Source organism: Colwellia sp. PAMC 21821 (assembly GCF_002077175.1).
GTDB lineage: Bacteria > Pseudomonadota > Gammaproteobacteria > Enterobacterales > Alteromonadaceae > Cognaticolwellia.
The window spans coordinates 2,775,916-2,801,230 of sequence record NZ_CP014943.1; the positions used below are offsets into that span (position 1 = coordinate 2,775,916).

Here is a 25,315-nt window from a genome sequence, read left to right on the forward strand (position 1 = left end):
ACATTATTATTATCACCACTACCACCCTCACCGGGATGGTGGTCATTGGCTGACGTGTAGAATTTAGCAATTTTATAAAGCCCGTGACCATTTAGGTTACGGGCTTTTTTTATATTTAGGGTTTAAGGGGTAAAAATGCGTGTATTAAAATTTGGTGGTTCGTCTTTGGCTTCGGGTCAGCGCTTTATTGAAGTGGCGAACATTATCAAAAATAAAAGTCAGTCTTCTCGACTTGCTATAGTCGTTTCTGCGCCACAAGGCGTGACTAATCATTTAGTGGCGATGGCAGAAAATATCTCTAATGAAGAAAAACTGCAAAGTGACTTGTTGCATTTTAAACACGCTATTGAAAACATTATCCAAGACTTGTCGGCGAGATTGCCGAGTTTTAGCTCGCAACACAGTGAGCAAGTACTTGCGACGTGGGAACATCAATTAAGCCGATACTTGCATGGTGCAACATTACTGTCATTTTGTCCTGAACATGTGCGTGCACGTATTATTAGCATAGGTGAGCGTTTGAGTGTGGCACTTTTGCAGTCAGTATTGTCAGCCGATGCAATCGAAGTGAGTGTTATTGAACCCGAAAAATTCCTTCGCACCAATGATGTTTCGATGAATGCCGTGGCAGACTTAGTGTTATGTAAAGAAAGATTTCAGCATGTTTATAACGAACTTAACACGATTGCCCTTATGCCAGGTTTTATCGGTGTTGATAGCCTTGGTAATGTTACAACATTAGGTCGCAATGGTTCAGATTACTCTGCTGCGGTATTAGCGGTTTGTAGTGAGGCTGAGTATTGCGAAATTTGGACGGACGTTGACGGTGTATATAACGCAGATCCTCGCCTAATAAAAGAAGCACAATTATTAGATTATTTATCTTACCAAGAAGCGATGGAGCTATCTTATTTTGGTGCGAGTGTTTTACATCCAAAAACAATCGGTCCTATTGCTCAGCATCACATTCCTTGTTTGATTAAAAATACCGGTAATCCTGAAGCAGCAGGAACGTTAATCGCTAATGAAAATGATCAGCAAAAGCGTGTTAAAGCGATTTCAAATTTAGATGACTTAACCATGGTGAATGTTTCTGGCCCTGGTATGAAAGGCATGGTTGGTATGGCGAGTCGTGTTTTTGCTACCATGAGTCGCGAAAACATCTCTTTAATTTTAATCAGCCAGTCTTCAAGTGAATATTGTATTAGTTTTTGTATTTATTCGTCTGATGCAGATAAAGCTGAGCAAAGCTTACAAGAAGAATTCGAATTAGAATTGTTAAACGGTTTATTAGAGCCGTTAACGTTAACGCATAAATTATCCATTGTGTCTTTAGTTGGCGATGGTATGCATCATCAACAAGGTGTTGCGGCTAAATTTTTCAGTTCACTTGCGCAAGCACGTGTGAATGTTGTTGCTATTGCTCAAGACTCGTCAGAGCGCAGTATTTCTGTGGTTATCGAAAGCAGAAAATGTACAGACGCTATGAAAGTTAGTCATCAAAACTTCTTTTCTCACAAGCCAACAATAGATGTATTCTTGGTTGGTTGTGGTGTTGTCGGTAGCGAGTTACTGGCTCAAATAGCCCGCCAGCAGGCAAAACTTACTACAGACAATATTTCACTGAAAGTTTATGGCTTGGCTAACAGTAAAGGCATGGTATTTAACAGTGAAGGTATCGATGTTGCTAATTGGCAAGAAAATTTAGGCCAAGAAGCTTTGCCGGTTACTGTTGAAAATATTAAAAACTTTGTTCGTGCAAACCATTTAATTAACCCGGTATTAGTTGATTGTACTTCTAACGAAGCACTTGCTTTGCAATATGTGGATTATTTAGAAGCCGGCTTTAATGTTGTAACGCCTAATAAGAAAGCGAACACAGATTCTTGGGAATATTATCAAGCATTACGAACGGCAGCTCAAAAAACTAACCGTCGATTTTTATACGAAACAACGGTTGGCGCTGGCTTACCGGTTATTGATACGTTGCAAAACTTGCTAAAAGCGGGTGATGAGCTGGTAAAATTTGAAGGGGTATTATCAGGTTCTTTATCGTATATATTCGGTAAACTTGATGAGGGTATGACTTTATCTCAAGCAACAACGTTAGCTAAAGAGCAGGGCTTTACAGAGCCTGATCCTCGTGATGACCTGAGCGGTATGGACGTAGCGCGTAAGCTGCTTATCATGGCTAGAGAAGCGGGTATGCCGTTAGAGTTAACTGACATCGAAATCGAACCGGTTTTAGCCGAGTCGTTCGATGCAAGCGGTGACGTAGCAACCTTTATGAGTAATTTACCATCGTTAGATCAGGCATTCGCTGAGCGCATCAATGTAGCTAAAGCAGAAGGTAAAGTGCTGAGATACATTGGTAATATTGTTGATGGAAAATGTCAGGTGGCTATTGAAGCTGTCGGCGTCGGTCATCCACTTTATAGCATTAAAGATGGCGAAAACGCGTTAGCGGTTCATAGTCGTTATTATCAACCGTTACCTTTTGTTTTACGTGGTTATGGCGCTGGTGCTGCAGTTACCGCAGCAGGTGTTTTTGGTGACGTATTAAGAACATTAGCATGGGAGCAACAGCACTAATGAGTGTTTCAGTATTTGCACCAGCATCAATTGGCAATGTTAATGTTGGTTTTGATGTTTTAGGTTTAGCAGTTAAGCCCGTCGACGGTACATTATTAGGTGATGTTATTACGGTTACCCATAGTAATGACGGCGACCAATTAGACGTTATCGGTAATTTTGCTAATAAATTACCAAGCGATGTTAAGCTAAATATTGTTTGGGATTGTTTACTTTTATTTAATAAAGAACTCCTTGCCAGTAAGCAAACTATTGCTGAAGTCAAAATTACCTTAGATAAGCGTATGCCGGTAGGTAGCGGATTAGGCTCTAGTGCTTGTTCTGTGGTGGCGGCAATTGCGGGTTTAAATGCTTTTTATGAAAAATACCATGAGTTTAGCTTTTCGGAGCAAGCACTGTTAAAAATGATGGGGCAAATGGAAGCAAAAATTAGTGGTAGTCTACACTATGATAATGTTGCACCATGTTTTCTAGGTGGTATGCAGTTAATGGTGCCAGACTCAGATATAATTGCGCGAGATTTACCACAATTTGATGATTGCTATTTTGTGATGGCATATCCAGGGATTGAAGTCTCAACCAAAGCGGCAAGAGATATATTGCCAACATCTTATTCGCGGGCAGATCTAATTAGCTTTGGACAGAATTTAGCGACCTTTGTCGATGCTTGTCATCGCGGTGATAAAACGCAGGCATTCTCGGTATTAACCGATGTAGTGGCTGAACCTTATCGCAAAACAATTTTACCTGGTTACAGCGATGCAGCGAGTTACTTAAGACAGGAAGGTTGCTTAGCTGTTGGTATTTCGGGTTCAGGTCCAACACTTTTTTGTGTTACTGACGATGAAGCGAAAGCTAAAAAGTTTGCCAACTGGTTAAGCGACAATTATTTACAAACATCATCGTCCGGCACAAGTGAAGGTTTTGTTCATATTTGTCAGGCTGATGCTCAAGGTGCAGTAAGTTTACCTTAGCGAAAAATTAATAGATTAAACCCTATATAGGAATTAAGTGTGAAATTTTATAATTTAAAAGAAAACGATGAACAAGTCAGTTTTGCTTGTGCGGTAAAGCAAGGTTTAGGGCGTAACCAAGGGTTGTTTTTCCCTGAAGAATTACCTCGTTTTGATAATATTGAAGCCTTACTTGCGCTGCCAATGGTTGAGCGCAGCGTTAAGGTATTATACCCGTTTGTGAGTGAAGATTTAACTGAAGACCAGTTAACTGAAATTGTAACTGATGCCTTCAATTTCCCAGCGCAAATACAGCCTATCAGTGAAAAACGTGCAATATTAGAATTATTCCACGGTCCAACACTGGCTTTTAAAGACTTTGGCGCTCGCTTTATGGCTAAATGTTTACAAGCGTTCAGTGAAAATAAAAAAGTCACTATTTTAACGGCAACATCGGGTGATACTGGCGCTGCGGTTGCCCATGCATTCCACGGTATTGATAACATCGATGTGGTTATTTTATATCCGAAAGGCAAAATCAGTTTACTGCAAGAAAAAATGTTTACTACCTTAGGTGGTAATATTCGAACTATCGCAGTAGAAGGCACGTTTGATGATTGTCAGTCGTTAGTTAAACAGTCTTTTGAAGATAAAGAACTGAAAGAAACTATCGGATTAAACTCTGCAAATTCAATAAACATTAGTCGTTTGTTAGCGCAAATTTGTTATTACTTTGAAGCAGTTGCTCAGCTTTATCGTCAAAAAGGTAATGATGCCTTAAAAGATATTGTTTTTTCAATTCCAAGTGGTAATTTTGGTAACTTAACCGCCGGACTATTTGCTAAAGCATTAGGTTTACCGATTAAGCGTTTTATTGCGGCAACGAATGCTAACGATACTGTACCTCGCTACTTACAAACTGGCGAATGGACACCTAATGACACGGTAGCAACTATTTCTAACGCTATGGATGTTAGTAACCCTAACAACTGGCCACGTGTTGAGCATATGCTACAAGCCGGCTTAGTTGAGCAAGATTGCGTTAGTTCAGTATCAATTGATGAAGAGCAAACTCAAATGGCTATGATCCAGTTGGCAAAACTTGGCTACATAAGTGAGCCTCATGCAGCAGTGGCTTACAGAGCATTGCAATATAATGCCACGGATACTGAATTCGGTGTATTTTTGGGTACCGCTCATCCAGCGAAATTTAAAGATATTGTTGAAAGTACTTTAGGCCAGCCAATAGGCTTACCAAAAGAGCTTGCCGATTGTGCTAGTGAAACTATTTTATCTACTACAAGTACAACTGATTTTGCCGAGCTTAGAGCTTACTTAATGGCATAGTAACTTCGCTCGTTAAAGGAATCTCAGGTTTATTATAAAAGGCAGTTTTTACTGCCTTTTTTTCGTTTGATTGTTCGCTGTAGGTCAACATTTAAGCCGTCATATAGTCAACCCAAGTTCATATGGCCGCTCAGCGCTTTGTTCCAGACAAATACTCAGTATCTACCCATGACATTCATGTATTTAATACCGCATAATATACCCACGATATTAAATACATGATCACTACAGAATATGACTCAGATAAAACCTCAATGGCAAAAAATAATTACCCATGAGCAACAACAAGATTACTTTCAACAATTATCTAAAGCAGTTGCTCAACAACGAACGGATGGCGAAGTAGTATTACCGCTTGAAGAAGATGTATTTACGGCATTTTCTACTGTTGATTTGTCAGATGTGAAAGTGGTTATACTTGGACAAGACCCATATCATGGTTTGGGTGCAAATGGTCAATCACAAGCGCATGGTCTAGCTTTTTCGGTCCGTAAAGGCATTAAAGTTCCGCCTTCGTTAGTCAATATATATAAAGAGCTTAGCCAAGATATAACGGACTTTGTTACACCAAAACATGGCTACTTAACGGAGTGGGCTGAGCAAGGAGTATTGCTGCTAAATACCGTGCTTACCGTTAAGCAAGGGCAAGCACATTCTCACGCGAAATTAGGCTGGGAAACATTTACCGATAAAATTATTGCTGAATTAAATCAGCATAATGGCGGTTGTGTATTTATGCTCTGGGGCAGCCATGCGCAGAAAAAAGGTAAAAATATTGATCAGCAAAAGCACCTTGTTTTAAGCGGTCCACACCCATCACCACTTTCTGCTTATCGCGGATTTTTCGGTTGTCGGCACTTTTCTAAAGCCAATACCTGGTTACAAACGCAAAATAAAACCATTATTAATTGGCAAATTAGCGATTAAAAAGTAGTGATTTTTGGTCACTTTAAAGAAAATCATTTCAATATAGCTAGATTACTAAAATTTATTTTCATATTTAGCTTTATATAAACTGTTATTGGTAAGTATGTTCATTATTATGTGATATTTTGGATTTATTTTGCTATTAATGCTGGTTTGTTGGTTTTATATTTTTCAAAAGTCGAATAATGCTAGTATGTTTTTATTATAGACGTTAAGAGCAAGCTAGTATGTCATTGGAAAGTTATTTTTTACCATTTCGGCACCATGTTATTGGGCAAAATCTTCAGCATAAAATTAATGGTCAAACGCTTGATATTATTTATGCCGATTGGACCGCCAGTGGTCGACTATATCAACCTATTGAAGATTACATTACCAATGAATTAGGGCCTTATGTCGCTAATACACATACTGAAACTAATTTAACCGGTAGTGCCATGACTCACGCCTATCACGATGCTCAACATGTCATTAAACGCCATGTAAATGCTTGCGATAATGATGTTTTGATCACTGCGGGTGCCGGTATGACCGCAGTGGTCAACAAATTCCAACGTATTTTAGGTTTGCGCATTCCTGAGCGCATGCAAGCGCAAGTTAGCTTTTTAGAAAATGATAGACCTGTAGTTTTTATAACGCATATGGAACATCACTCTAATCAAACATCTTGGTATGAATGCGATGTGACGCTTGAAATTGTTGATCCAGATAGCAATGGCTTACCTTCTTTAGAACACTTGGCGCAGTTGTTAGAAAAATACCAAGACCGGACAGTAAAAATAGGCTCATTTTCTGCCTGTTCAAATGTTACGGGTATAAAAACGCCTTATTATCAACTTGCTGAAATTATGCATCAACATGGCGGTTTATGTTTCGTCGATTTTGCTGCTTCTGCACCTTATGTTGATATTGACATGCACCCAAGTAACCCAAAACAAGCATTAGATGCTATCTATTTTTCACCTCATAAATTTTTAGGTGGTCCTGGCAGTTCTGGAGTGCTGGTATTTAATAAAGCGCTTTATAAAAACAAAGTGCCTGATCACCCCGGTGGCGGAACGGTTACTTGGACCAATCCTTGGGGTAAACATAGTTTCTTTAATAATATAGAGATGCGCGAAGATGGTGGCACACCAGGATTTTTACAATGCATAAAAGCCGCGTTAGCGATTAAAGTAAAAGATGCGATGGGGGTTGAAAATATACAGCAACGCGAAGCTGAAATAACTCATTATGTGATGGACAGTTTAGCTAAAAATGAACATGTTGTGATGCTTGAACCCAGTGTTCGTGACCGTCTCGCTATTGTTTCGTTTTATGTACCAGGCGCGCATTATAATTTAATTGTACGACTACTCAATGATAAGTTTGGCGTGCAAACTCGCGGTGGTTGTTCATGTGCGGGTACTTATGGCCATATTCTTTTAAATGTTGATCAAGATACTTCGTCAAAAATTACTCAACAAATAGATTTAGGTGATTACGCCGAAAAGCCAGGTTGGATACGAGCGTCATTTCACCCGACTACATCGGACAAGGAAGTTGCTTATGTGGTGGACGCGATAAATCAAGTGACTGAAAATATAACTGTCTGGAGCAAAGAATATCGCTTTAATCCAGCAACGGGTGATTATGAACACGGTAAACTCGATGTTGAATACCCAAGTTTATCTAGTTTTAAAGCCTTGCCAGAATGTTTACCAGTGGGTATTGATAATTTGATAGAGAAGCCTTCTATATTACGTAAAATATTTGGCTAATTGTCTGGGATATATCGGTTATTAGTGGCACTAATAACCGAGTTTTTTGCTAACAGCTGTCCGTTGCAATAAGAATGTATTAAGGCTTATTGAAAAATAATCATCATTTCTGCGGCTTCGCAATGACAGTCATGATGACATATCGGACAATCATAGCCAGCTAAGCTAATTTCATGCCAGCGGTCTGGGTGATCTTTAATTAAGATGCCACCGCATTTTGTAAAATATTTGACGGCACTATTGCCCGGGCTTGGTCTCCATAAATGGCTAACACCAGCCAGAGCTCCTTGTGCTTTAGTTGCGGAAATTGAGCGTTTTAAAAGTTCGCCACCAACGCCGTGGCCACGATAGTGCTCATCAACCGTATTACATTTGAAATAGCAAACTTGTTCAGCAGGTACTGGCCAGAGTTCAGTTGAGCACCATTTGTCTATCTGCCACTGTTGTGCAGCATAAGTAATTCTAAAACCGACCAATTTTTCATCATGATAAACAACAAAGCTAGCGTTAATGCCATTTTTAATGCCTTTATCATACCAAGCTTGCATACTGGTTTTATCAATATAACCCTCGCCATGTACCTCGGTAGCTAATTGAATAACAAGGTCAAAGTCAGCAGGTGTTAAGAGTTGATAGTTAAGCGTAATGGCCATAATGTTGTTTTTACTTAGTTAGTTATTACAGTATTGTACTGTTTTTTCTGAGATACTTTAAGCGCGCGTGTGCTTAAAAATAATTTAAAAATTTTGGAAGTGAAAATGTACGATCCTTTGCATGATTTATCACCGGGCTGTAATGAAGCCTACCCCGAAAGTTATTGGGCAAATGTATCAGGCATAGCGCCTGAACATGATGGCGCTGTTATTGCGGATCTTGATGTTGATGTTGCCATTATTGGCGCTGGCTATACCGGTTTATCTTGCGCATTACATTTAGCGCGTGAACACGGCATTAAAGCCCATGTCTTAGAAGCTAACCAAACGGCTTGGGGTTGTAGCGGTCGCAATGCCGGTTTTATTTTAAAGTCTTCTGGTCGAAAGTCCTATGGTCAAATGGCTAAACAATGGGGCGAAGAAGTTATGCGCGGCATTTACCAAGAGATGGCGGCGGGTGTTGATACCGTTAATTCATTGATTGGTGAAGGGATTGAATGCGATAAGCAAAGTGCAGGTTACATTAAGGTTGCACATAAACCGAACAAGTTAAAAGAATTGGTTGAGTTGGCAAAACTTCAGCAAAAAATGTTTGGTTATGATGTGGAAATACTTTCGCAAAACCAAGTGCGCGAACAATACATGGACGACCGTAATGCCTATGGCGCAATTCGTTATCAAGATGGTTTTGGTTTAAATCCGTTAAAACTTGCTTGGGGTTATCAAAAATTAGCACGCGAAGCTGGCGTTAAAGTACATTGTGCGTCCCCGGTTACTCAGTGGCAATCGCAAGATAACAAACAAAAACTGCATACTCCTAACGGCATTGTAAGCGCACAAAAAGTGGTGATAGCCACTAATGGATATACCCCAAAAAACTTTCACTCGTTAACAACCGACAGAACCTTACCGGTACTTTCGCAAATTATTGTTACAGAGCCATTAAGTGAAGCACAAATAGCCGCCTGTAATTTCTTAACCTCAAATGTTGTGATGGACACCCGAGCGCTTAAATACTATTACCGCAAGTTGCCAGACAATAGAATATTGTTTGGTGGTAGGGGCGCTATAACAGGTAAAAGTGCTGACGATCCCTATTATGCTCAACGCTTACTCTCAGTACTTAAAACAAGCTTCCCTGCACTGGCTAACATAAAATATAGTTATGCGTGGTCTGGCTGGATTTGTATGGCATTGGATGACTTGCCACACATATACCAAAATGATGAACAATCCGTATTTTATAGTATGGGCTATTGTGGCAGTGGCGTAGCATTCTCAGTACAAGCAGGCAAACGCTTAGCTGAGAAAGTGGCTGAAAAACCTGTGCCTAATTTACCTTTATACAATAAAGCGTTGCCAAAATTTCCCTTTGCGCCATTAAGACGCGTAGGGCAATGGGGCTATTTTCATTATGGCAAAGTTAAAGACCAATGGTTTTAGACCGAAGCTATAGCTCCACGCTTTAGCCCTTTGTACCAAGTTATATGGTTTTCGCTTAAAAGTATTAATCGATGCGATTAGTGCGATTGCCTTGCTTAAATGCCGTTATGTTGTTGGCGACTAAATTAAGTAAGGTTTGCTGTGCTTGTTGGCTGGCCCAAGCGATGTGCGCGGTTATTTTCAATTTAGTTGATTGAGCTTCTAAAAGAATATGATCTTTTGGCGGTGGCTCTTGCTCTAATACATCTAAAATTGCACACGCTAATTGGTTATTATTTAATGCATTTAATAAGTCATGGTTATTAATTAAAGCGCCTCTGGCGGTATTAATGAGTACAGCGCTACTTTTCATCGCTTTGAATACTTCTTCGTTGAAAAAACCTTCAGTTTCCGCGGTTTGTGGACAATGTAAGCTAATAATATCGGCTTGGGCAACGACTTGTTCAAAAGCGACTCTGTCTTTACGTATGTTCAGGGCATTAGGTCTTTCGGCTATTAATACTGTCATGTCAAAAGCGCGGGCAATGGTCGCCACTTTACTACCTAATGCACCATAACCAACAATACCAATGGTTTTACCGGTTAATTCATCGCTACCCACACCGTGTAAGCAAAATGTTTCACTCGTTTGCCATTGTCCATTACGGGTATTGTTATTGTGACTTTCGACTTGGCTGTAATAGGCCAATAGTTGGGCAAATACATATTGTGCAACGGAATTTTTTGCATATCCGCTGACGTTAGTTACCGCTATACCCAACTCACGTGCGGCAACAATATCAACATTATTATAGCCGGTAGCGGTTATACATATTAATTTTAAATGCGGTAATTTCTTTAGTGTGTCGCTATCAATAACTACCTTATTACTCAATATAATTTCAGCGTTTGCACAGTGTTGCAATATTTGGCTTGGTGCTGTTGTGGCATGTAAATCTAGTTTACTAACTACCTGATTAAGCGCAGATAAGTCAAGGGAAGGGCTAAAAGTTTGATAGTCTAAAAATACCGCGCGCATGTTGCTCACTCAAAATGAAAAATTTTGCTAAGTTTATATCACTTTATGCTGATGAGCGACCCAATAAATACTGATTTCTAATCAATATAGCCTAACCAGGGCGGCCATCAGTGCGCGCTTTTAATAGCATAGGCCCGTAAAAAACAATAAAAAGCGTAAAACTCACTATCCAAAGCGAAGCACTAATATCAATAAATAACAGGGTTTTTGTTGGCATTAGCCAAGGACCAAAACTGCGCAATATACTCGCTAGCACTATAGTTAAAAAAGCTAATGACATAAGCTTAGGGGCTTGTAATGGTCTGCCTGTATGGCCTAAAGACACCCGTGAGATCATCGCAAGAATTACACCACCAATACCACCAATAGTGAGTAAATGCCAAATATGATTAGAAGGAATTTTAGGGGTTAAATAACTCAGGCCAAGCAATATCAAACCAAAGGCTAAGACTTTGATTGTGAGGTGCAATGACCATAGTAATGGTATCTCTAGGGTGATCCAAGGGCGCCACCTGAACCAACGAATTGTTTGAAAAATGCCAGCAAAAATGAAAATTATACCGATATAAAAATTGTTCATACCAATAAAGGGGTGTAACAAGAGGAGAATAGTAATAAGAGCAAGTGAACCATTGGTCAGTTTATCAAGCCAAGGTAGTGCTGATGCTTTAGCTGTTTTAGTACCATTAGCGGTAAACATCGGGACTACACGGCCTGCCATAATTGAAATAAGCAATGTAACTAACATTACACTGGCGTAACCCGCAGTTTGTGGAGACACTGAACTTGGGTAATAAATACTGGCGTGCATTTGTACGTTAGCGATGGTAAAAAATGCCAATAAAGGCACGAAGAATAAATTCCGATATTGTTTAACTGCCAGTATTGGTTTCGCCAATATAAAAGCCACAGTGGGTAAAAATGCTAAATCGACTAGTGTGGTAAACGCTGTACCCAGTAAACCAGGGGACATAACAAGCACTCGTCCTATTAACCACAAAATAAATAAAGCGGTAAGCGTTTTTCCTTGCACAGCGGGTAATCCAGTCCATGTTTGTACTGCGGTTAAAAGAAAACCCGCAATAATCGCACAGCCAAAACCAAATATCATTTCGTGAATATGCCACCAGTAACCACCACCTAAAGGTTGAAAATTTAACACTCCGCTGTAAAGCAAAAGCCATATCAGCATGGTGAAAACACTAAATAAGGTGCCACCGAGAAAAAAAGGACGAAAGCCAAGCCTAAATAACGGCGCTATTTGTTGGGTCTTTTCTGTGTCGGGAACTTGCATCATAATGCAACCTTTACTATTTATGTTGTGGTGATAATAACGTCATAAAAAATAATAACTTTGCTTTAAATCAAATAATAGCGCGTTATTACACTCATTATTAATAGCGCTTAAGATACCGGTAATTCTAATTCAACAATTTGCTCTGAAATTAACTCAATTTTTTCTGCCATAAGGGCTTGAGCGTCATATAAACCACGATTGTAATATACTGCACCTAACTCTTCAGTAAAAAAGTCGAGTAAAAAATCAGCATCAAACTGCCCAAGCTCCTGATCTAATTCTTTAGTAAAATAACGTTGTAGTTTGTCGATCAATAGGGACTTTTCGGTATTAGTAAACTTTATCGGGGACATAAATGCACTTTCCTTGCATGAATCGTGTTCAATTAATTGGTAGTATACTCTGCATATGAAAACTTATTTAAGTAATAAACTGTGAATAAATCGTCGTTGAAACAATGGTGGCAAACCGACTGTCAATTTTGCCGTAAATCACGAATGATTATTTTGTGGTTGGTGTTGATGTTAATTGCTGATAGTTTGTGGTTTGGCTTGATTATTAATTAACAAAATTAAAAGGTAATACTATGACTTATCGTTGGACAGACTCACTTGAAATAGCACTTGATCTAATCGAAGAACATCCGGATGTAGACCCGCTGAAATTACACTTTCCTGAGTTAATGCAATGGGTACTAGCGTTAGAAAACTTTGACGATGACCCTAAACACTGTGGTGAACGCGTACTGGAAGCTATCCAGCTAGCCTGGATCTCTGAAGCTGATTAAGACACGGTCTAAACATCTTTAGCTGGCAATTAAAACTCAGCGATTGTGGGTTATCACTTTTCAAAAAGTGATATTTGGTTATACTGTGCGCATGATTATTATGATGATGAATATTCGTCATTCACTTAAAATATAAAGACCATACTTCACTATGACAACTGAAAAAAATCAACGTCCATTATATATTCCACACGCGGGCCCAAGTTTGCTCGAAACGCCATTATTAAATAAAGGCAGTGCTTTTAGTGAGGAAGAACGCTCTCATTTTAATTTAACTGGCTTATTGCCACCACGTTTTGAAACTATTGATGAACAAGTTGAACGTGCCTATATGCAGTATCGTAGTTTTGAAACTAATTTAAATAAGCATATTTATCTTCGCGCTATACATGACAATAATGAAACCTTGTTTTATAAGTTAGTTCAGGCGCATTTAGCTGAAATGATGCCCATTATTTATACGCCTACAGTTGGCGATGCTTGCGAACAGTTTTCAGATATTTATCGAAGCTCTCGGGGCTTGTTTGTGTCTTATGATCAACGCCACCAGCTTGATGATATTTTACGTAATGCGACAAAAAACAAAGTCAAAGTCATTGTTGTTACCGATGGCGAGCGAATTTTAGGTTTAGGTGACCAAGGTATTGGTGGTATGGGGATCCCAATTGGAAAACTATCACTTTATACTGCCTGTGGCGGCATTAGCCCAGCCTACACTTTACCTATGATGCTTGACGTTGGTACTAATAATGAAAAACTATTAAAAGATCCTATGTACATGGGGTGGCGTCATCCTCGTATTGCACAAGATAAATACGATGAGTTTTTAGATATGTTTATTAACGCGGTTAAGCGCCGTTGGCCAAATGTTTTATTACAGTTTGAAGATTTTGCACAACCCAATGCCACACCGCTGTTAACTCGTTATCGTGATGAAATTTGTTGTTTTAATGATGATATACAAGGTACTGCTTCAGTTACCGTTGGAACATTATTAGCAGCATGTCGTACTAAAAAAGAGCCGCTATCAGCACAGCGTGTCGCATTTGTTGGTGCTGGCTCCGCCGGTTGTGGTATTGCAGAGCAAATTATTTCACAAATGGTCAGTGAAGGTATTTCTGAGCAACAAGCACGTAGCCAAATATATATGGTCGATCGTTTTGGGTTATTAACAGATGGGATGCCTGGCTTACGAGATTTTCAAGAGCAACTTGTGCAGCAAAAGTCTGCAGTAGAACTCTGGAATACCGAAGGTGATTACGCTTCTTTACTTGAGGTAATGCATGGCGCTAAGCCGACTATTTTAATTGGCGTTTCCGGTGTGCCAGGTTTATTCACTGAAGCGGTAATTAAAGCGATGAAACTACACTGTAATACGCCGGTAATATTCCCGCTTAGTAACCCAAGCCGACAAGTAGAAGCTACGCCTGAACAAGTGATTAACTGGACGGAAGGTGAGGTTATTATTGCCACGGGTAGTCCGTTTGATCCTGTTGAATACAAAGGTGAAATTTTTCCTATTGCCCAGTGTAATAACAGCTATGTATTCCCAGGAATTGGTTTGGGTGTCGTGGCAGCAAACATTAATCGTATTACCGATGAAATGTTAATGGCAGCAAGCGCCATGCTAGCGCAAGCATCGCCATTAGCAAATACAGGTATGGGCGAATTACTACCTCCTTTAGTCGAAATTGCTAATTTGAGTAAGAAAATAGCTTTTGCGGTTGCTAAGGTCGCTTTTGAGCAAGGGTTAGCATTACCATTATCAGATGAACAACTGGTGGAAAATATAGATCGTAACTTTTGGACACCACAATATCGTCAATATCGTCGAGTGAGTATTTAACGGTTATTAATAACTAAAAAATTTAATGAGTTATAATTAGTTACCTTATAAACGCTCACATTGATGAGCGTTTTTTTATATTTTCTTATCACTCGTAAACTGGAACTAAAAGGTTAAACACTGACAAGTTTCGGTTGAAATATGCCTGCTAATAACTCTCAGACTAAAATGATAACCCTAGGCATTTGCTTTTAATTCGTCTATAATCGCGCCAAAATTTATACCGTATTTTAATTCTAATTTATTATAAGGGCTATCATGGCTATCGAACGTACTTTTTCTATCGTAAAACCAGACGCAGTTGCTAAAAACTTTATTGGTCAAATCTACAACCGTTTTGAAACTGCTGGTTTAAAAATCGTTGCTTCTAAAATGATTCATTTATCAAAAGAAAAAGCAGAAGGCTTTTACGCTGAGCACAGCGAACGTCCTTTCTTTGGTGCTTTGGTTGAATTCATGACTTCTGGTCCAGTAATGGTTCAAGTTTTAGAAGGCGAAAATGCTGTTCTTAAAAACCGTGAAATCATGGGTGCTACTAACCCAGCTGAAGCACTTGCTGGCACTATTCGTGCTGACCTTGCTGATTCAATTGACGAAAATGCAGCTCACGGTAGCGATGCTTTAGAATCTGCTGCACGTGAAATTGCTTATTTCTTCGCTGACGAAGAAATTTGTTCACGTACACGTTAATTTTAAATTTAACTATTAGGCTGTCTGATTAAGAACAGCCTCATGTAGTTTAAAAATTAATTTGAAGGATTTTACTGATTAATCGGTAAAATCCTTTTGTCTATTTTAAGACCATATAAAATTGAGTGTTTTTACCAGTGTACATACTACTGAGAACATTGACTTTTATTTAGTTTAAGTCCTTTAAAGATTTAAAATAGAGCCACTAAATTGTTTGTTTTGCACAAAAAGCGTACAATTTGTTCTGTAATTTTTGTAGTTTTGAGAAGCTTTTATCATGAGTGACGTAACCGAAGTAGTAACCCCAGTGAAGAAAAAAATTAACTTACTCAACCTAGATCATCAAGGTATGCGAGAGTATTTTGCTTCAATCGGCGAAAAGCCATTTCGTGCTGACCAAATTATGAAGTGGATGTATCATTTCGGCTACGATGATTTTGAGTTGATGACCAACTTAAATAAAAAATTACGTGAAAAACTGCAACGTGATACCGAAATTAAAGCACCTGAAATTTCAGAAAAACAAGTATCTAGCGACGGCACTATAAAGTACTCATTAAGCCTAGAAGGTGGTCAAGAAATTGAAACCGTATGGATCCCTGAAAATGGCAGAGCCACACTTTGTGTTTCGTCTCAAGTAGGTTGTGCATTGGAATGTACTTTTTGCTCAACAGCACAGCAAGGTTTTAACCGTAACCTTTCTATGGCAGAAATTATTGGTCAAGTATGGCGCGTAGCTAATGATATTGGTGCCACACGCATTGCAGGCACACGCCCTATAACTAATATAGTGATGATGGGCATGGGTGAGCCATTGCTTAACATGAAAAATTTGATCCCAGCATTAGATACCATGTTAAATGATTTAGGCTACGGTTTATCGAAACGTCGTGTAACGGTTAGTACCTCAGGTGTAGTACCGGCCTTAGATATGTTAAAAGAAAAAATTGACTGTGCATTGGCAATATCTATTCATGCGGGTAACAATACCTTACGTGACGAATTAGTACCGATTAACAAAAAATATCCATTAGAAGAGTTTATTGCAGCTGCCGGTCGTTATATCGACGGGTCAAAAGCTAATAAACAGGCGACAATCGAATATGTAATGCTTGATCATGTAAACGATAGTACAGATCAAGCACATGAATTAGCGCATGCTTTGAAAGATTTACCGAGTAAAATTAATCTTATTCCATTTAATCCTTACCCAGGTTCGCCATATAAACGTTCGAGTAATTCTCGTATTGACCGCTTCGATAAAGTGCTACAAAGCTATGGCCTGACAGTGATTACGCGTCGTACACGTGGTGACGATATTGATGCCGCATGTGGACAATTAGCAGGTGATGTTTTAGACAGAACCAAGCGGACAGGAAAAAAAGAGGTGAAAGCTGAGTCAATTTCAGTAAAGATGGTTTAATTGCTTTTAAATCAAAACTTACTAAGTGACAGCTCCTTAATTATGAAAAAATTATTACCGTTATTTATCGCGTTGCTAACGACAAGTATATTAACTGCCTGTGTGACGAAAAATTATGGCAATGATAAAGATACGCCGTTAATTGAAAATGAATCCAGTAATAATGAAATAGCCATGACCCGAATATCTCTCGGGTTAGGTTATTTAAAAATGGGTAATACCCAACAAGCTAAATTGAATTTAGAAAAAGCGAAGCGTTTTTCGCCTAACTTAGTACAAGTTCATACAGCGTTTGCTCATTATTACGACACCGTTGGTGAGCCAGTTTTAGCGACTAAAGCCTATGAACATGCACTAAGCATTAATGATCAAGATGCTGATACACTCAATAATTATGGTGTATTTTTATGTCGAAATGAAAAATATGCTGCGGCTGAAAAACAGATGCTGCGAGCGATAGCCATTCCTAGCTATATTTTAGTTGCACAAAGTTATGAAAACTTAGCTTTATGTCAACTCAAAGCCAATCAGTTCGATAAAGCCCAAACATATCTTGAAAAGGCGATAGCTCATAGTCCCAACAGAGCGAGTTCTCTGTTGCAAATGATGCGTTTGCAATATGCAAAAAGCGATTATAAATCAGCGCAAAGTTACCTTCACCGCTATGAAAAATCAACACGTCGATTTACTCCTGATGCCCTAGCCTTAGCGTTCAAAATCTTTGCTAACCAAGGTAATAAGCGTATTTCTGTAAATTATGGCAATATGCTCGTTAAAATGTTTCCAAACTCTTTTGAAGCAAAACAATATATTTTAAATGAACTTTATCAGATTGATGCGGACAAACTAGCTGAAGAATATCGCGCTTCACTTTCTGACAAAAGCACTAGAAAAAGTAAAAAGCGTGTGGTGGTATTATCTCCGAAAGTAACAACTTCGCCAGAGAAAGACAGTTTAAGTCGTCATGGTTTAAAGCCTATTATGGCTAATTCTGTTATGCCAACAACCGAGCAAGAAGCAGAATCGAAAGTAAAGTCGAACGTAAAGTCTGAAGAAATAAACGACGAAAGTAATGACACTGAAAGCTATAGACAACAAGTTGCGGCTAAAGAAGCGCCGATACAAAAACCGGCTATACAAACGCCAACTGATGAATTAATAAAGACTGAAAAATCGGCGGCAGAAGCAGCGGTTAAATCAGAAGTAAATAGAACACCTATGGTGTCATTACCTATACATGTTGTTATAAAAGGCGATAGCTTGTTCGCTATCTCTAAGCATTACAATATTGTAATGAGAAGTTTAGAGCGTTGGAATAAGTTACGCCGCCCTTATCTTTTAAAAATTGGTGATGTTCTCTATCTCGCAGATCCAAAGTCAGCGACTAAACGCTAAGAGAAACGCTTGATGAAGCAAGAGCTTAATACATTGAAAAATGAACATAATGACGCTGCAGAAATTGCAGAAGAGTTAGACGTAGTGGGTCCTGGGCTTATGCTCAAAGAAGCGCGAGAATTGCGCGGGTTAAGTGCAGAACAAGTTGCTGAAAAACTTAACTTTAGAACCCGCTTAGTACAAGATATTGAAATTAATAAATTTGACCGTAGTTTGCCTGAAGCTTTTAATCGTGGTTACCTTAAGAATTACGCTAAGTTGGTTCATATTGCAGAAGCCGATGTTTTAAACAGTTACGACCAATTAGCGGTAACACAGCGCGAATGTGCTGGCATGCAAAGCTTTTCTAAAGGCACTGCAAAACAAGCTGAACATAACATGCTAATGTGGATCACTTATCTGATTTTAGCGATATTATTTACAGCAACCGTAGTTTGGTGGCTTCAAACACCATCTGAGCAACCAGAGCCGATAGTGGTTGATGCCTTAGAGATGTCAGCGTTAGATAATAGTGCTATTGATCAAGTTAATGTAACTAATGAAAACAGTTCAACAGATGTAAGCACTGAGCAAAATGGCGAGTCCGTTCTTAGTGAAATTAACGCTATTAAAGCTGAAACAAGCGTAACTGCTGAAAATATCGGCAAAAAAGCTCTGGTTAAAGTTGAAGATATATTATCTAACAGTGACTTAAGCGACGCTAAAATTGGCTTGGAGAATGATAAAGTTGTTGAGCAGAGTGTATCTACTGTAGCGGCTAATGTGGTCTTTACTTTCTCTGGCGACTGTTGGGTTAATATATATGATGCTACAGGTGAAAGAATTGCTTGGGGCGTAAAAAAATCAGGCTATATAATGCGAATTTCAGGCCAAGCGCCTTTTTCGATTACTTTAGGAAAACCTGAATTAGTACAAATAGATTACAATGACGTCCCAGTTGATTTAGCTGTATATAATGCTGGGAATATTGCCAAATTTTCATTACCACTAGCGCCTTAATACGGTAAAGTTTTGTTTAATTAACGTAACAATATTGAAGTTTTATTATGTTTAAAGAATCTCCTATTATTCGTCGAAAGTCCCGCCAAATTATGGTCGGCAATGTTCCTGTTGGTGGCGATGCGCCTATTACGGTGCAGTCAATGACCAACACGCTAACCACTGATGTTGCAGCAACGGTTGCTCAAATTAATGCACTTGAAGCAGTAGGTGCCGATATTGTTCGTGTAAGTGTACCTACAATGGACGCTGCTGAAGCCTTTCGTGAAATAAAGCTACAAACTAATATTCCGTTAGTTGCTGATATTCATTTTGATTATCGTATTGCCTTAAAAGTTGCGGAATATGGTGTTGACTGTCTACGTATAAACCCAGGAAATATTGGCCGTGAAGACAGAGTTCGCTCTGTTGTTGAGTGTGCTCGTGATAATAACATCCCAATCCGCATTGGCGTTAACGGCGGTTCTTTAGAGAAAGATATTCAAGAAAGATATACCGAACCAACTCCAGAAGCCTTGTTAGAATCAGCCATGCGCCATGTCGATATTCTTGACCGCTTAAACTTTGATCAGTTTAAAGTTAGTGTAAAAGCTTCGGATGTTTTTCTTGCCGTTGGTGCTTATCGCTTATTAGCGAAACAAATAGATAATCCTTTGCATTTAGGCATTACAGAAGCCGGTGGTTTACGCTCAGGTTCAGTTAAATCATCTGTTGGGCTTGGATTGTTACTTGCCGAAGGCATTGGCGATACCTTGAGAGTTTCATTAGCGGCTGATCCTATAGAAGAAATTAAAGTCGGTTTTGATATATTAAAGTCACTTAAGCTGCGTAGTCGCGGCATAAACTTTATTGCTTGCCCAAGTTGCTCGCGTCAAGAGTTCGATGTTATCTCAACAGTAAATGCCTTAGAGCAACGAGTTGAAGACATTATGACGCCTATGGATGTTTCAATTATTGGTTGTATTGTTAATGGTCCAGGTGAGGCGCTAATCTCTGATTTAGGCTTAACCGGCAGCAGTAAAAAAAGTGGCTATTACCTTGATGGTATTCGCCAAAAAGAGCGCTTTGATAATAATAATCTCGTAGACCAGCTTGAACAACGAATTCGCGCAAAAGCTAAAATGCTCGATGCGAGTTATAAAATTGCGATACAAGAGATCGATTAATAAGGCTTAATTCATTACGCTATCGCACTGTTATTTACGTTTGATAGCAAACTGCCTATACTATGCGCGCGGTAAAATATGTTTGCGCGCGCGATAAAATTATTCTTTGTATAAGCAATGAATAGATAACTGAATAGATAAACACTAGCGAGAAAATGATACGTGAGTAAAGCACTACAAGCAATTAGAGGTATGAACGACTGTTTACCTAACGAAACAGGTATATGGCAAATGGTAGAAGCGGTATTGCGCCGAGTTGCCAGTAATTACGGCTTTGCTGAAATACGTATGCCGATTGTCGAGTCAACGGCTCTATTTAAACGCTCTATAGGCGAAGTTACCGATATTGTTGAAAAGGAAATGTATACCTTTGAAGATCGCAATGGTGACAGCTTAACATTACGACCAGAAGGTACTGCAAGTTGCGTGCGTGCTGGTAATCAACATGGATTACTGTATAACCAAGAGCAGCGCTTATGGTATATGGGACCGATGTTTCGTCATGAACGTCCGCAAAAAGGTCGTTATCGTCAATTTCACCAATTTGGCTTAGAGGCCTTTGGTATAGCAACACCAGATATTGATGCTGAAATCATTATGTTAACTTCTCGACTTTGGCGGGAACTTGGTATTAATGAATTTGTCACACTAGAACTAAATTCATTGGGTTCGAACGAAGAGCGTGGAAAGTATCGTGATGCGTTAGTGATATTCTTAACTGAAAAAGAACACCTTTTAGATGAAGATAGTAAGCGTCGTATGCACACCAATCCATTGCGCGTTCTGGACAGTAAAAATCCAGATGTGCAAGCCGCCTTGGTTGGCGCACCTAAATTAGCGGATTATTTTGGCGAAGAGTCTAGTGAACATTTTGCCTCTGTTTGTCAGCGTTTAGATGCGGCGGGCATAAAGTATGTGGTTAACGATCGTTTAGTGCGCGGATTAGATTATTATAATCGCACGGTTTTTGAATGGGTGACATCTAGCTTAGGCGCTCAAGGCACTATTTGTGCTGGTGGCCGATATGACGGTCTAGTTGAACAACTCGGTGGTAAATCAACACCAGGTTTTGGCTTTGCTTTAGGCATTGAACGTTTAGTGTTAATGCTGACCAGTTTAGAAAAAGCTAATAATATTAGAGCTCAAGTAGATGCTTACGTTATTATGCTAGGAAATGACGTTGAAATCACCGCTAACGGTTTAGCAGAACAATGGCGAGATTTAGTGCCAGATATTCGCTTACAATCTCACTGTGGTGGTGGCAATATGAAAAAACAAATGAAGCGTGCAGATAAATCGGGAGCCCAAATAGCATTGATTCTTGGTGAAGATGAAATAGCTCAAAAAACGGTAACCGTAAAATATTTGCGCGGACAACAAGAACAACAAAGTTTGCCACTTGATCAAGTGCCAAGTCTTTTAACAAATTTACTTTAAGGGTTAGTTTTGGATATACATCAAACAGAAGAACAACAAGTCGAAGCAATCAAAAGTTTTTGGAGTAACAATGGAAATGCAATTATTGCAGGTTTAGCCATTGGTTTTTCAGGGTTTATTGGCCTTAATTATTATAACGACCATAAATTGCAACAAGAGCTAAACACTTCAGAAGCTTATCAAACGATGATTGAAGCCGCGACTGAAGATAGCGCTGCCTTTGAAGCCGCGGGTAAAGCTTTTATTGCTGAGAATGACGCATCAAGTTACACCATGCTAACGGCGATTGCTTTAGCTAAAGAAGCTGCTGAAAAACAAGATTGGGAGCAAGCTCACACGTATTTAAGCACAGCTATCGACAAATCAGTTGATGACGGTATTAAAGCAATTGCTACCGTGCGTTTAGCTCGAGTGCAGTTACAGTTAGAGAAATATGAAGCAGCGCTAGCGACATTAACGCCAAAATTACCCGCTTCATTTGACGCTAGCGTTGAAGAAATTAAAGGTGATATTTACTTTAAACAAGGTAAAACAGAGCTAGCGCGTAATGCGTATCAAGCGGCGATTGATGATGCTACTGATGGCACTAACCCTGCTTTGCAAATGAAATTAGATAACTTAGCGCAAGTCATTAACTTAAACAAATAGAGAGTGGTGTAGGCATGTTTACCAGTAAACGCTTTAACAAAAGCCTTCTTGCTATCTGTTTTTTAGCGGTAGGTATTTCTGCGTGTTCATCAACCGATGATGAAGATGAAGATCTAAGGGTCGCCGAATTAACCGAAATCGAAGCATTGTTTGAACCCGTTGTAAAATGGGATGTAAGTGTAGGTGATGGTGTAGGGCGTTACTTCTCTCGCATACAACCTGTTGTTGCATACGGAAAAGTTTTTAGCGCAAGTCGTGATGGTGAAGCCTACGCATTTGATGAAAATACCGGTGAAAAAATTTGGTATGCCGACTTAAGCGACGTTGAAAATAAACGTGGTTTTTTCGACGATAAAGTACCAGCTTTAATTAGTGGTGGTGCTGTTGCTGGTATTAATAAAGTCTTTTACGGTAGTGAAAATGGTGATGTTATTGCCCTTGAAGCTGAAAGTGGCAAGTTGTCATGGCAAGGAAAAGTTAAAGGTGAAGTGATTGCTGCGCCAGCACTCGATTCAGGCAAGCTAGTCGTGAATACTGCTTCTGGTGTTATGAAGGCATTTAATGCTTCAAATGGCCAAGACGACTGGCAAGTTGAACAAGATGTACCGCCTCTGACTTTACGTGGTATTAGTGCGCCGACCATTGCGGGTGGCGGTGTTATTGTTGGCTCTGCTGACGGTTCATTGTCCGTATATTTACTTGAGCAAGGTCGTCAAGGCTGGACTGTAGATATTGGTGAAGCGGCTGGCTCTACAGAACTAGAACGTGTTATCGATGTTGATTCAACGCCATTGGTATACGGTGATAATATTTATACTGTATCTTCGCGTGGTAATTTAAGCGCAGTTGAATTACGTTCAGGCCGAGTGTTATGGCAGCGCCAATATTCATCATATAATGAAATATCGATCAGTGGTAATAGCTTGTTTTTAACCGATGTTAAAGGTCACGTATATGCTATAGATCGCAATAACGGTTTAGAGCTTTGGAGCCAATTATCGTTTACCAACCGTGGTGTAACGGGACCTGTTCCGTTTGGTAACTATGTTGTAATAGGTGATTTTGAAGGCTATTTGCATTGGTTAGATCAATCTACAGGTGAAGTAGTTGCTCGTCATCATGTCGACAGTAGTGGGATTCATGCTACACCAACGGTTGAAAATAACGTTTTGTATAGCCAAGCGCGTAACGGTGATTTAGAAGCGATTACTATTTCAAAATAAGATATTCGAGTAGCCAGTTAATAAATGTTGGCTAGTTAAATATTTAGGCTAAAATTATAAACGGCTCCAGTGCAAAATGTGCTGGAGCCGTTGTTTATTAATAAAACTAATATTATATTAGTTTAAAGAGAAATTTGAGGTGAACATGCTTCCTGTAGTAGCACTTGTTGGGCGACCTAATGTCGGCAAATCAACATTATTTAATAGACTAACGCGCAGTCGAGACGCCTTAGTTGCAGACTATCCAGGGTTAACTCGTGATCGCCAATACGGAAAAGCGGAAGTTGAAGAACATCCCTTTATCGTAATTGATACCGGTGGTATTGAAGGCAACGAGAAAGGTATAGATGCCCTAATGGCAGAACAATCATTAATTGCTATTGATGAAGCCGATGCCGTGCTGTTTATGGTTGATGCAAGAGCGGGTTTAACCTCTGCTGATGTAGGTATTGCTAGCCATTTACGTAAGCAAGATAAAAAAGTATTTTTAGTGGCTAATAAAGTTGATGGCATAGATGCTGACTCTGCGGTTGCTGACTTTTATTCTCTTGGTTTAGGCGATACTGTACATCAAATTGCAGCTGCACATGGCCGTGGTGTTACGCAACTATTAACGCTGGCTTTAACTCCTCATATTGAAGAACTTGGTAAACCCAAAGCTCAAGAAAATGATGAATTTGACGGTGATTATGACGAAACTGTTGATCACGAAGCGCTAGACCAAAAAAATATCGACGAAGCCCCAGAAGAAACTGACACCATCAAACTTGCTATTATTGGTAAGCCTAACGTTGGTAAGTCAACGTTAACTAACCGTATTTTGGGTGAAGATAGAGTTGTAGTATTTGACATGCCAGGTACAACACGTGACAGCGTTTACATTCCAATGGAACATAATGGCCGTCCTTACACCTTAATTGATACTGCAGGTATTCGTCGTCGTAAAAATGTTACTGATATTGTCGAGAAGTTTTCAGTTATTAAAACCTTACGTGCAATTGAAGATGCTAACGTTTGTTTATTAATTATTGATGCGCAAGAGGGTATTAGTGACCAAGATTTAAGTTTACTTGGTTTTATTCTAGAAGCAGGTCGCTCTTTAGTTTTAGCGGTAAATAAATGGGATGGTTTAGATGACCATGTTAAAGATCGTATAAAGTCTGAATTAGATCGTCGTTTAGGTTTTATCGATTTTGCCCGTATTCACTTTATATCGGCGTTGCACGGTACGGGTGTCGGTCATTTGTACGAATCTGTTGAAGAAGCTTTTGTTTCAGCGACTAAACGTATTTCGACTTCTATGGTGACTAAGATTTTAGATATGGCAGTGTTTGATCATCAGCCTCCTATGCATCACGGTCGTCGCATTAAACTGAAATATGCTCATGCTGGTGGCTATAACCCACCTATCATTGTAATTCATGGTAATTTAGCGAAAAATTTACCACTGTCTTACAAACGTTATTTGATGAACTACTACCGTAAATCATTAAAAATTATGGGTACGCCAATTAGAATAGAATTTAGAGAGACTTCGAATCCATTTGCAGGTAAGAAAAAACTAACCTACACCGAGCAAAAGAAAATGGCACGTGCAACACAAGGTTATAAGAAAGACTAAGTGGTTAATGTGTAATTGGTCGTAAGAATCTAAAATGAAAAAAGCTGATCATAATATCAGCTTTTTTTATATCTAAAACTTCCCTCTAAC

21 protein-coding genes are annotated in these 25,315 nt (G+C 39.2%); 17 read left to right on the forward strand and 4 right to left on the reverse strand.

The window, feature by feature from the left end; genetic code table 11:
- Window positions 1-135: 135 nt before the first annotated feature.
- The 5 genes from thrA (at window position 136) to A3Q33_RS11890 (ending at window position 7,579) form a co-directional block, all read left to right on the forward strand.
- A complete protein-coding gene (gene thrA, locus A3Q33_RS11870; protein ID WP_081180126.1) occupies window positions 136-2,592 on the forward strand; it encodes a bifunctional aspartate kinase/homoserine dehydrogenase I in 2,457 nt (818 codons plus the stop codon).
- Window positions 2,592-3,566 (forward strand): homoserine kinase, encoded by a 975-nt coding sequence (gene thrB, locus A3Q33_RS11875; protein WP_081182552.1) that lies wholly within the window; start codon window positions 2,592-2,594, stop codon window positions 3,564-3,566. The genes thrA and thrB overlap by 1 nt, the downstream gene beginning before the upstream one ends.
- A 39-nt stretch (window positions 3,567-3,605) precedes the next feature.
- The gene (gene thrC / locus A3Q33_RS11880; RefSeq protein ID WP_081180127.1) at window positions 3,606-4,892 is read left to right on the forward strand and encodes a threonine synthase; all 1,287 of its coding nucleotides are present in this window, start codon (window positions 3,606-3,608) and stop codon (window positions 4,890-4,892) included.
- 234 nt (window positions 4,893-5,126) lie between these two features.
- Window positions 5,127-5,819, forward strand: a complete 693-nt coding sequence (gene ung, locus A3Q33_RS11885) for a uracil-DNA glycosylase (protein ID WP_081180128.1) — start codon at window positions 5,127-5,129, stop codon at window positions 5,817-5,819.
- A 227-nt stretch (window positions 5,820-6,046) separates the two neighbouring features.
- Window positions 6,047-7,579: an aminotransferase class V-fold PLP-dependent enzyme gene (locus A3Q33_RS11890; protein WP_081180129.1), complete on the forward strand. Its 1,533-nt coding sequence runs from the start codon at window positions 6,047-6,049 to the stop codon at window positions 7,577-7,579.
- Between the two features lie 86 nt (window positions 7,580-7,665).
- Here A3Q33_RS11890 and A3Q33_RS11895 read toward each other — a convergent pair whose 3' ends face one another.
- The gene (locus tag A3Q33_RS11895; protein WP_081180130.1) at window positions 7,666-8,232 is read right to left on the reverse strand and encodes a GNAT family N-acetyltransferase; all 567 of its coding nucleotides are present in this window, start codon (window positions 8,230-8,232) and stop codon (window positions 7,666-7,668) included.
- 105 nt (window positions 8,233-8,337) lie between these two features.
- Here A3Q33_RS11895 and A3Q33_RS11900 point away from each other — a divergent pair, with 105 nt between their 5' ends.
- Window positions 8,338-9,675 carry an NAD(P)/FAD-dependent oxidoreductase gene (locus A3Q33_RS11900; protein WP_081180131.1) on the forward strand — a complete coding sequence of 446 codons (1,338 nt, stop codon included), beginning with the start codon at window positions 8,338-8,340 and terminating at the stop codon, window positions 9,673-9,675.
- 64 nt (window positions 9,676-9,739) lie between these two features.
- Here A3Q33_RS11900 and A3Q33_RS11905 read toward each other — a convergent pair whose 3' ends face one another.
- From A3Q33_RS11905 to A3Q33_RS11915, 3 genes are all read right to left on the reverse strand, one after another.
- Window positions 9,740-10,693: a D-2-hydroxyacid dehydrogenase gene (locus A3Q33_RS11905; protein WP_081180132.1), complete on the reverse strand. Its 954-nt coding sequence runs from the start codon at window positions 10,691-10,693 to the stop codon at window positions 9,740-9,742.
- A gap of 91 nt (window positions 10,694-10,784) precedes the next feature.
- Entirely contained in the window at window positions 10,785-11,990 is a 1,206-nt protein-coding gene (locus A3Q33_RS11910) for an NnrS family protein (protein ID WP_081180133.1), read from the reverse strand.
- A 107-nt stretch (window positions 11,991-12,097) separates the two neighbouring features.
- Window positions 12,098-12,343, reverse strand: a complete 246-nt coding sequence (locus tag A3Q33_RS11915) for a DUF2164 domain-containing protein (protein WP_081180134.1) — start codon at window positions 12,341-12,343, stop codon at window positions 12,098-12,100.
- Window positions 12,344-12,576: 233 nt separating this feature from the next.
- Between A3Q33_RS11915 and iscX the strand changes: the two genes are divergently transcribed.
- The 11 genes from iscX (at window position 12,577) to der (ending at window position 25,225) form a co-directional block, all read left to right on the forward strand.
- Window positions 12,577-12,777, forward strand: a complete 201-nt coding sequence (gene iscX / locus A3Q33_RS11920) for a Fe-S cluster assembly protein IscX (protein WP_081180135.1) — start codon at window positions 12,577-12,579, stop codon at window positions 12,775-12,777.
- Between the two features lie 151 nt (window positions 12,778-12,928).
- Complete coding sequence (locus tag A3Q33_RS11925; RefSeq protein WP_081180136.1) at window positions 12,929-14,623, forward strand: NAD-dependent malic enzyme; 1,695 nt, start codon at window positions 12,929-12,931, stop codon at window positions 14,621-14,623.
- A 258-nt stretch (window positions 14,624-14,881) separates the two neighbouring features.
- Window positions 14,882-15,313, forward strand: a complete 432-nt coding sequence (gene ndk / locus A3Q33_RS11930; protein ID WP_081180137.1) for a nucleoside-diphosphate kinase — start codon at window positions 14,882-14,884, stop codon at window positions 15,311-15,313.
- A 277-nt stretch (window positions 15,314-15,590) separates the two neighbouring features.
- The gene (gene rlmN / locus A3Q33_RS11935; RefSeq protein ID WP_081180138.1) at window positions 15,591-16,736 is read left to right on the forward strand and encodes a dual-specificity RNA methyltransferase RlmN; all 1,146 of its coding nucleotides are present in this window, start codon (window positions 15,591-15,593) and stop codon (window positions 16,734-16,736) included.
- Between the two features lie 42 nt (window positions 16,737-16,778).
- Complete coding sequence (pilW, locus tag A3Q33_RS11940) at window positions 16,779-18,131, forward strand: type IV pilus biogenesis/stability protein PilW (protein WP_155866764.1); 1,353 nt, start codon at window positions 16,779-16,781, stop codon at window positions 18,129-18,131.
- Between the two features lie 12 nt (window positions 18,132-18,143).
- Window positions 18,144-19,130, forward strand: coding sequence for a RodZ domain-containing protein (locus A3Q33_RS11945; protein WP_081180140.1), 987 nt, complete (start codon window positions 18,144-18,146; stop codon window positions 19,128-19,130).
- 47 nt (window positions 19,131-19,177) lie between these two features.
- Window positions 19,178-20,296, forward strand: coding sequence for a flavodoxin-dependent (E)-4-hydroxy-3-methylbut-2-enyl-diphosphate synthase (gene ispG, locus A3Q33_RS11950; protein ID WP_081151774.1), 1,119 nt, complete (start codon window positions 19,178-19,180; stop codon window positions 20,294-20,296).
- Between the two features lie 162 nt (window positions 20,297-20,458).
- The gene (gene hisS / locus A3Q33_RS11955; protein ID WP_081180141.1) at window positions 20,459-21,733 is read left to right on the forward strand and encodes a histidine--tRNA ligase; all 1,275 of its coding nucleotides are present in this window, start codon (window positions 20,459-20,461) and stop codon (window positions 21,731-21,733) included.
- Between the two features lie 9 nt (window positions 21,734-21,742).
- Entirely contained in the window at window positions 21,743-22,381 is a 639-nt protein-coding gene (locus A3Q33_RS11960) for a YfgM family protein (RefSeq protein ID WP_081180142.1), read from the forward strand.
- 14 nt (window positions 22,382-22,395) lie between these two features.
- Window positions 22,396-23,604 carry an outer membrane protein assembly factor BamB gene (bamB, locus tag A3Q33_RS11965; protein WP_081180143.1) on the forward strand — a complete coding sequence of 403 codons (1,209 nt, stop codon included), beginning with the start codon at window positions 22,396-22,398 and terminating at the stop codon, window positions 23,602-23,604.
- Between the two features lie 145 nt (window positions 23,605-23,749).
- Window positions 23,750-25,225: a ribosome biogenesis GTPase Der gene (gene der, locus A3Q33_RS11970; protein ID WP_081180144.1), complete on the forward strand. Its 1,476-nt coding sequence runs from the start codon at window positions 23,750-23,752 to the stop codon at window positions 25,223-25,225.
- The last annotated feature ends 90 nt before the right edge of the window (window positions 25,226-25,315 follow it).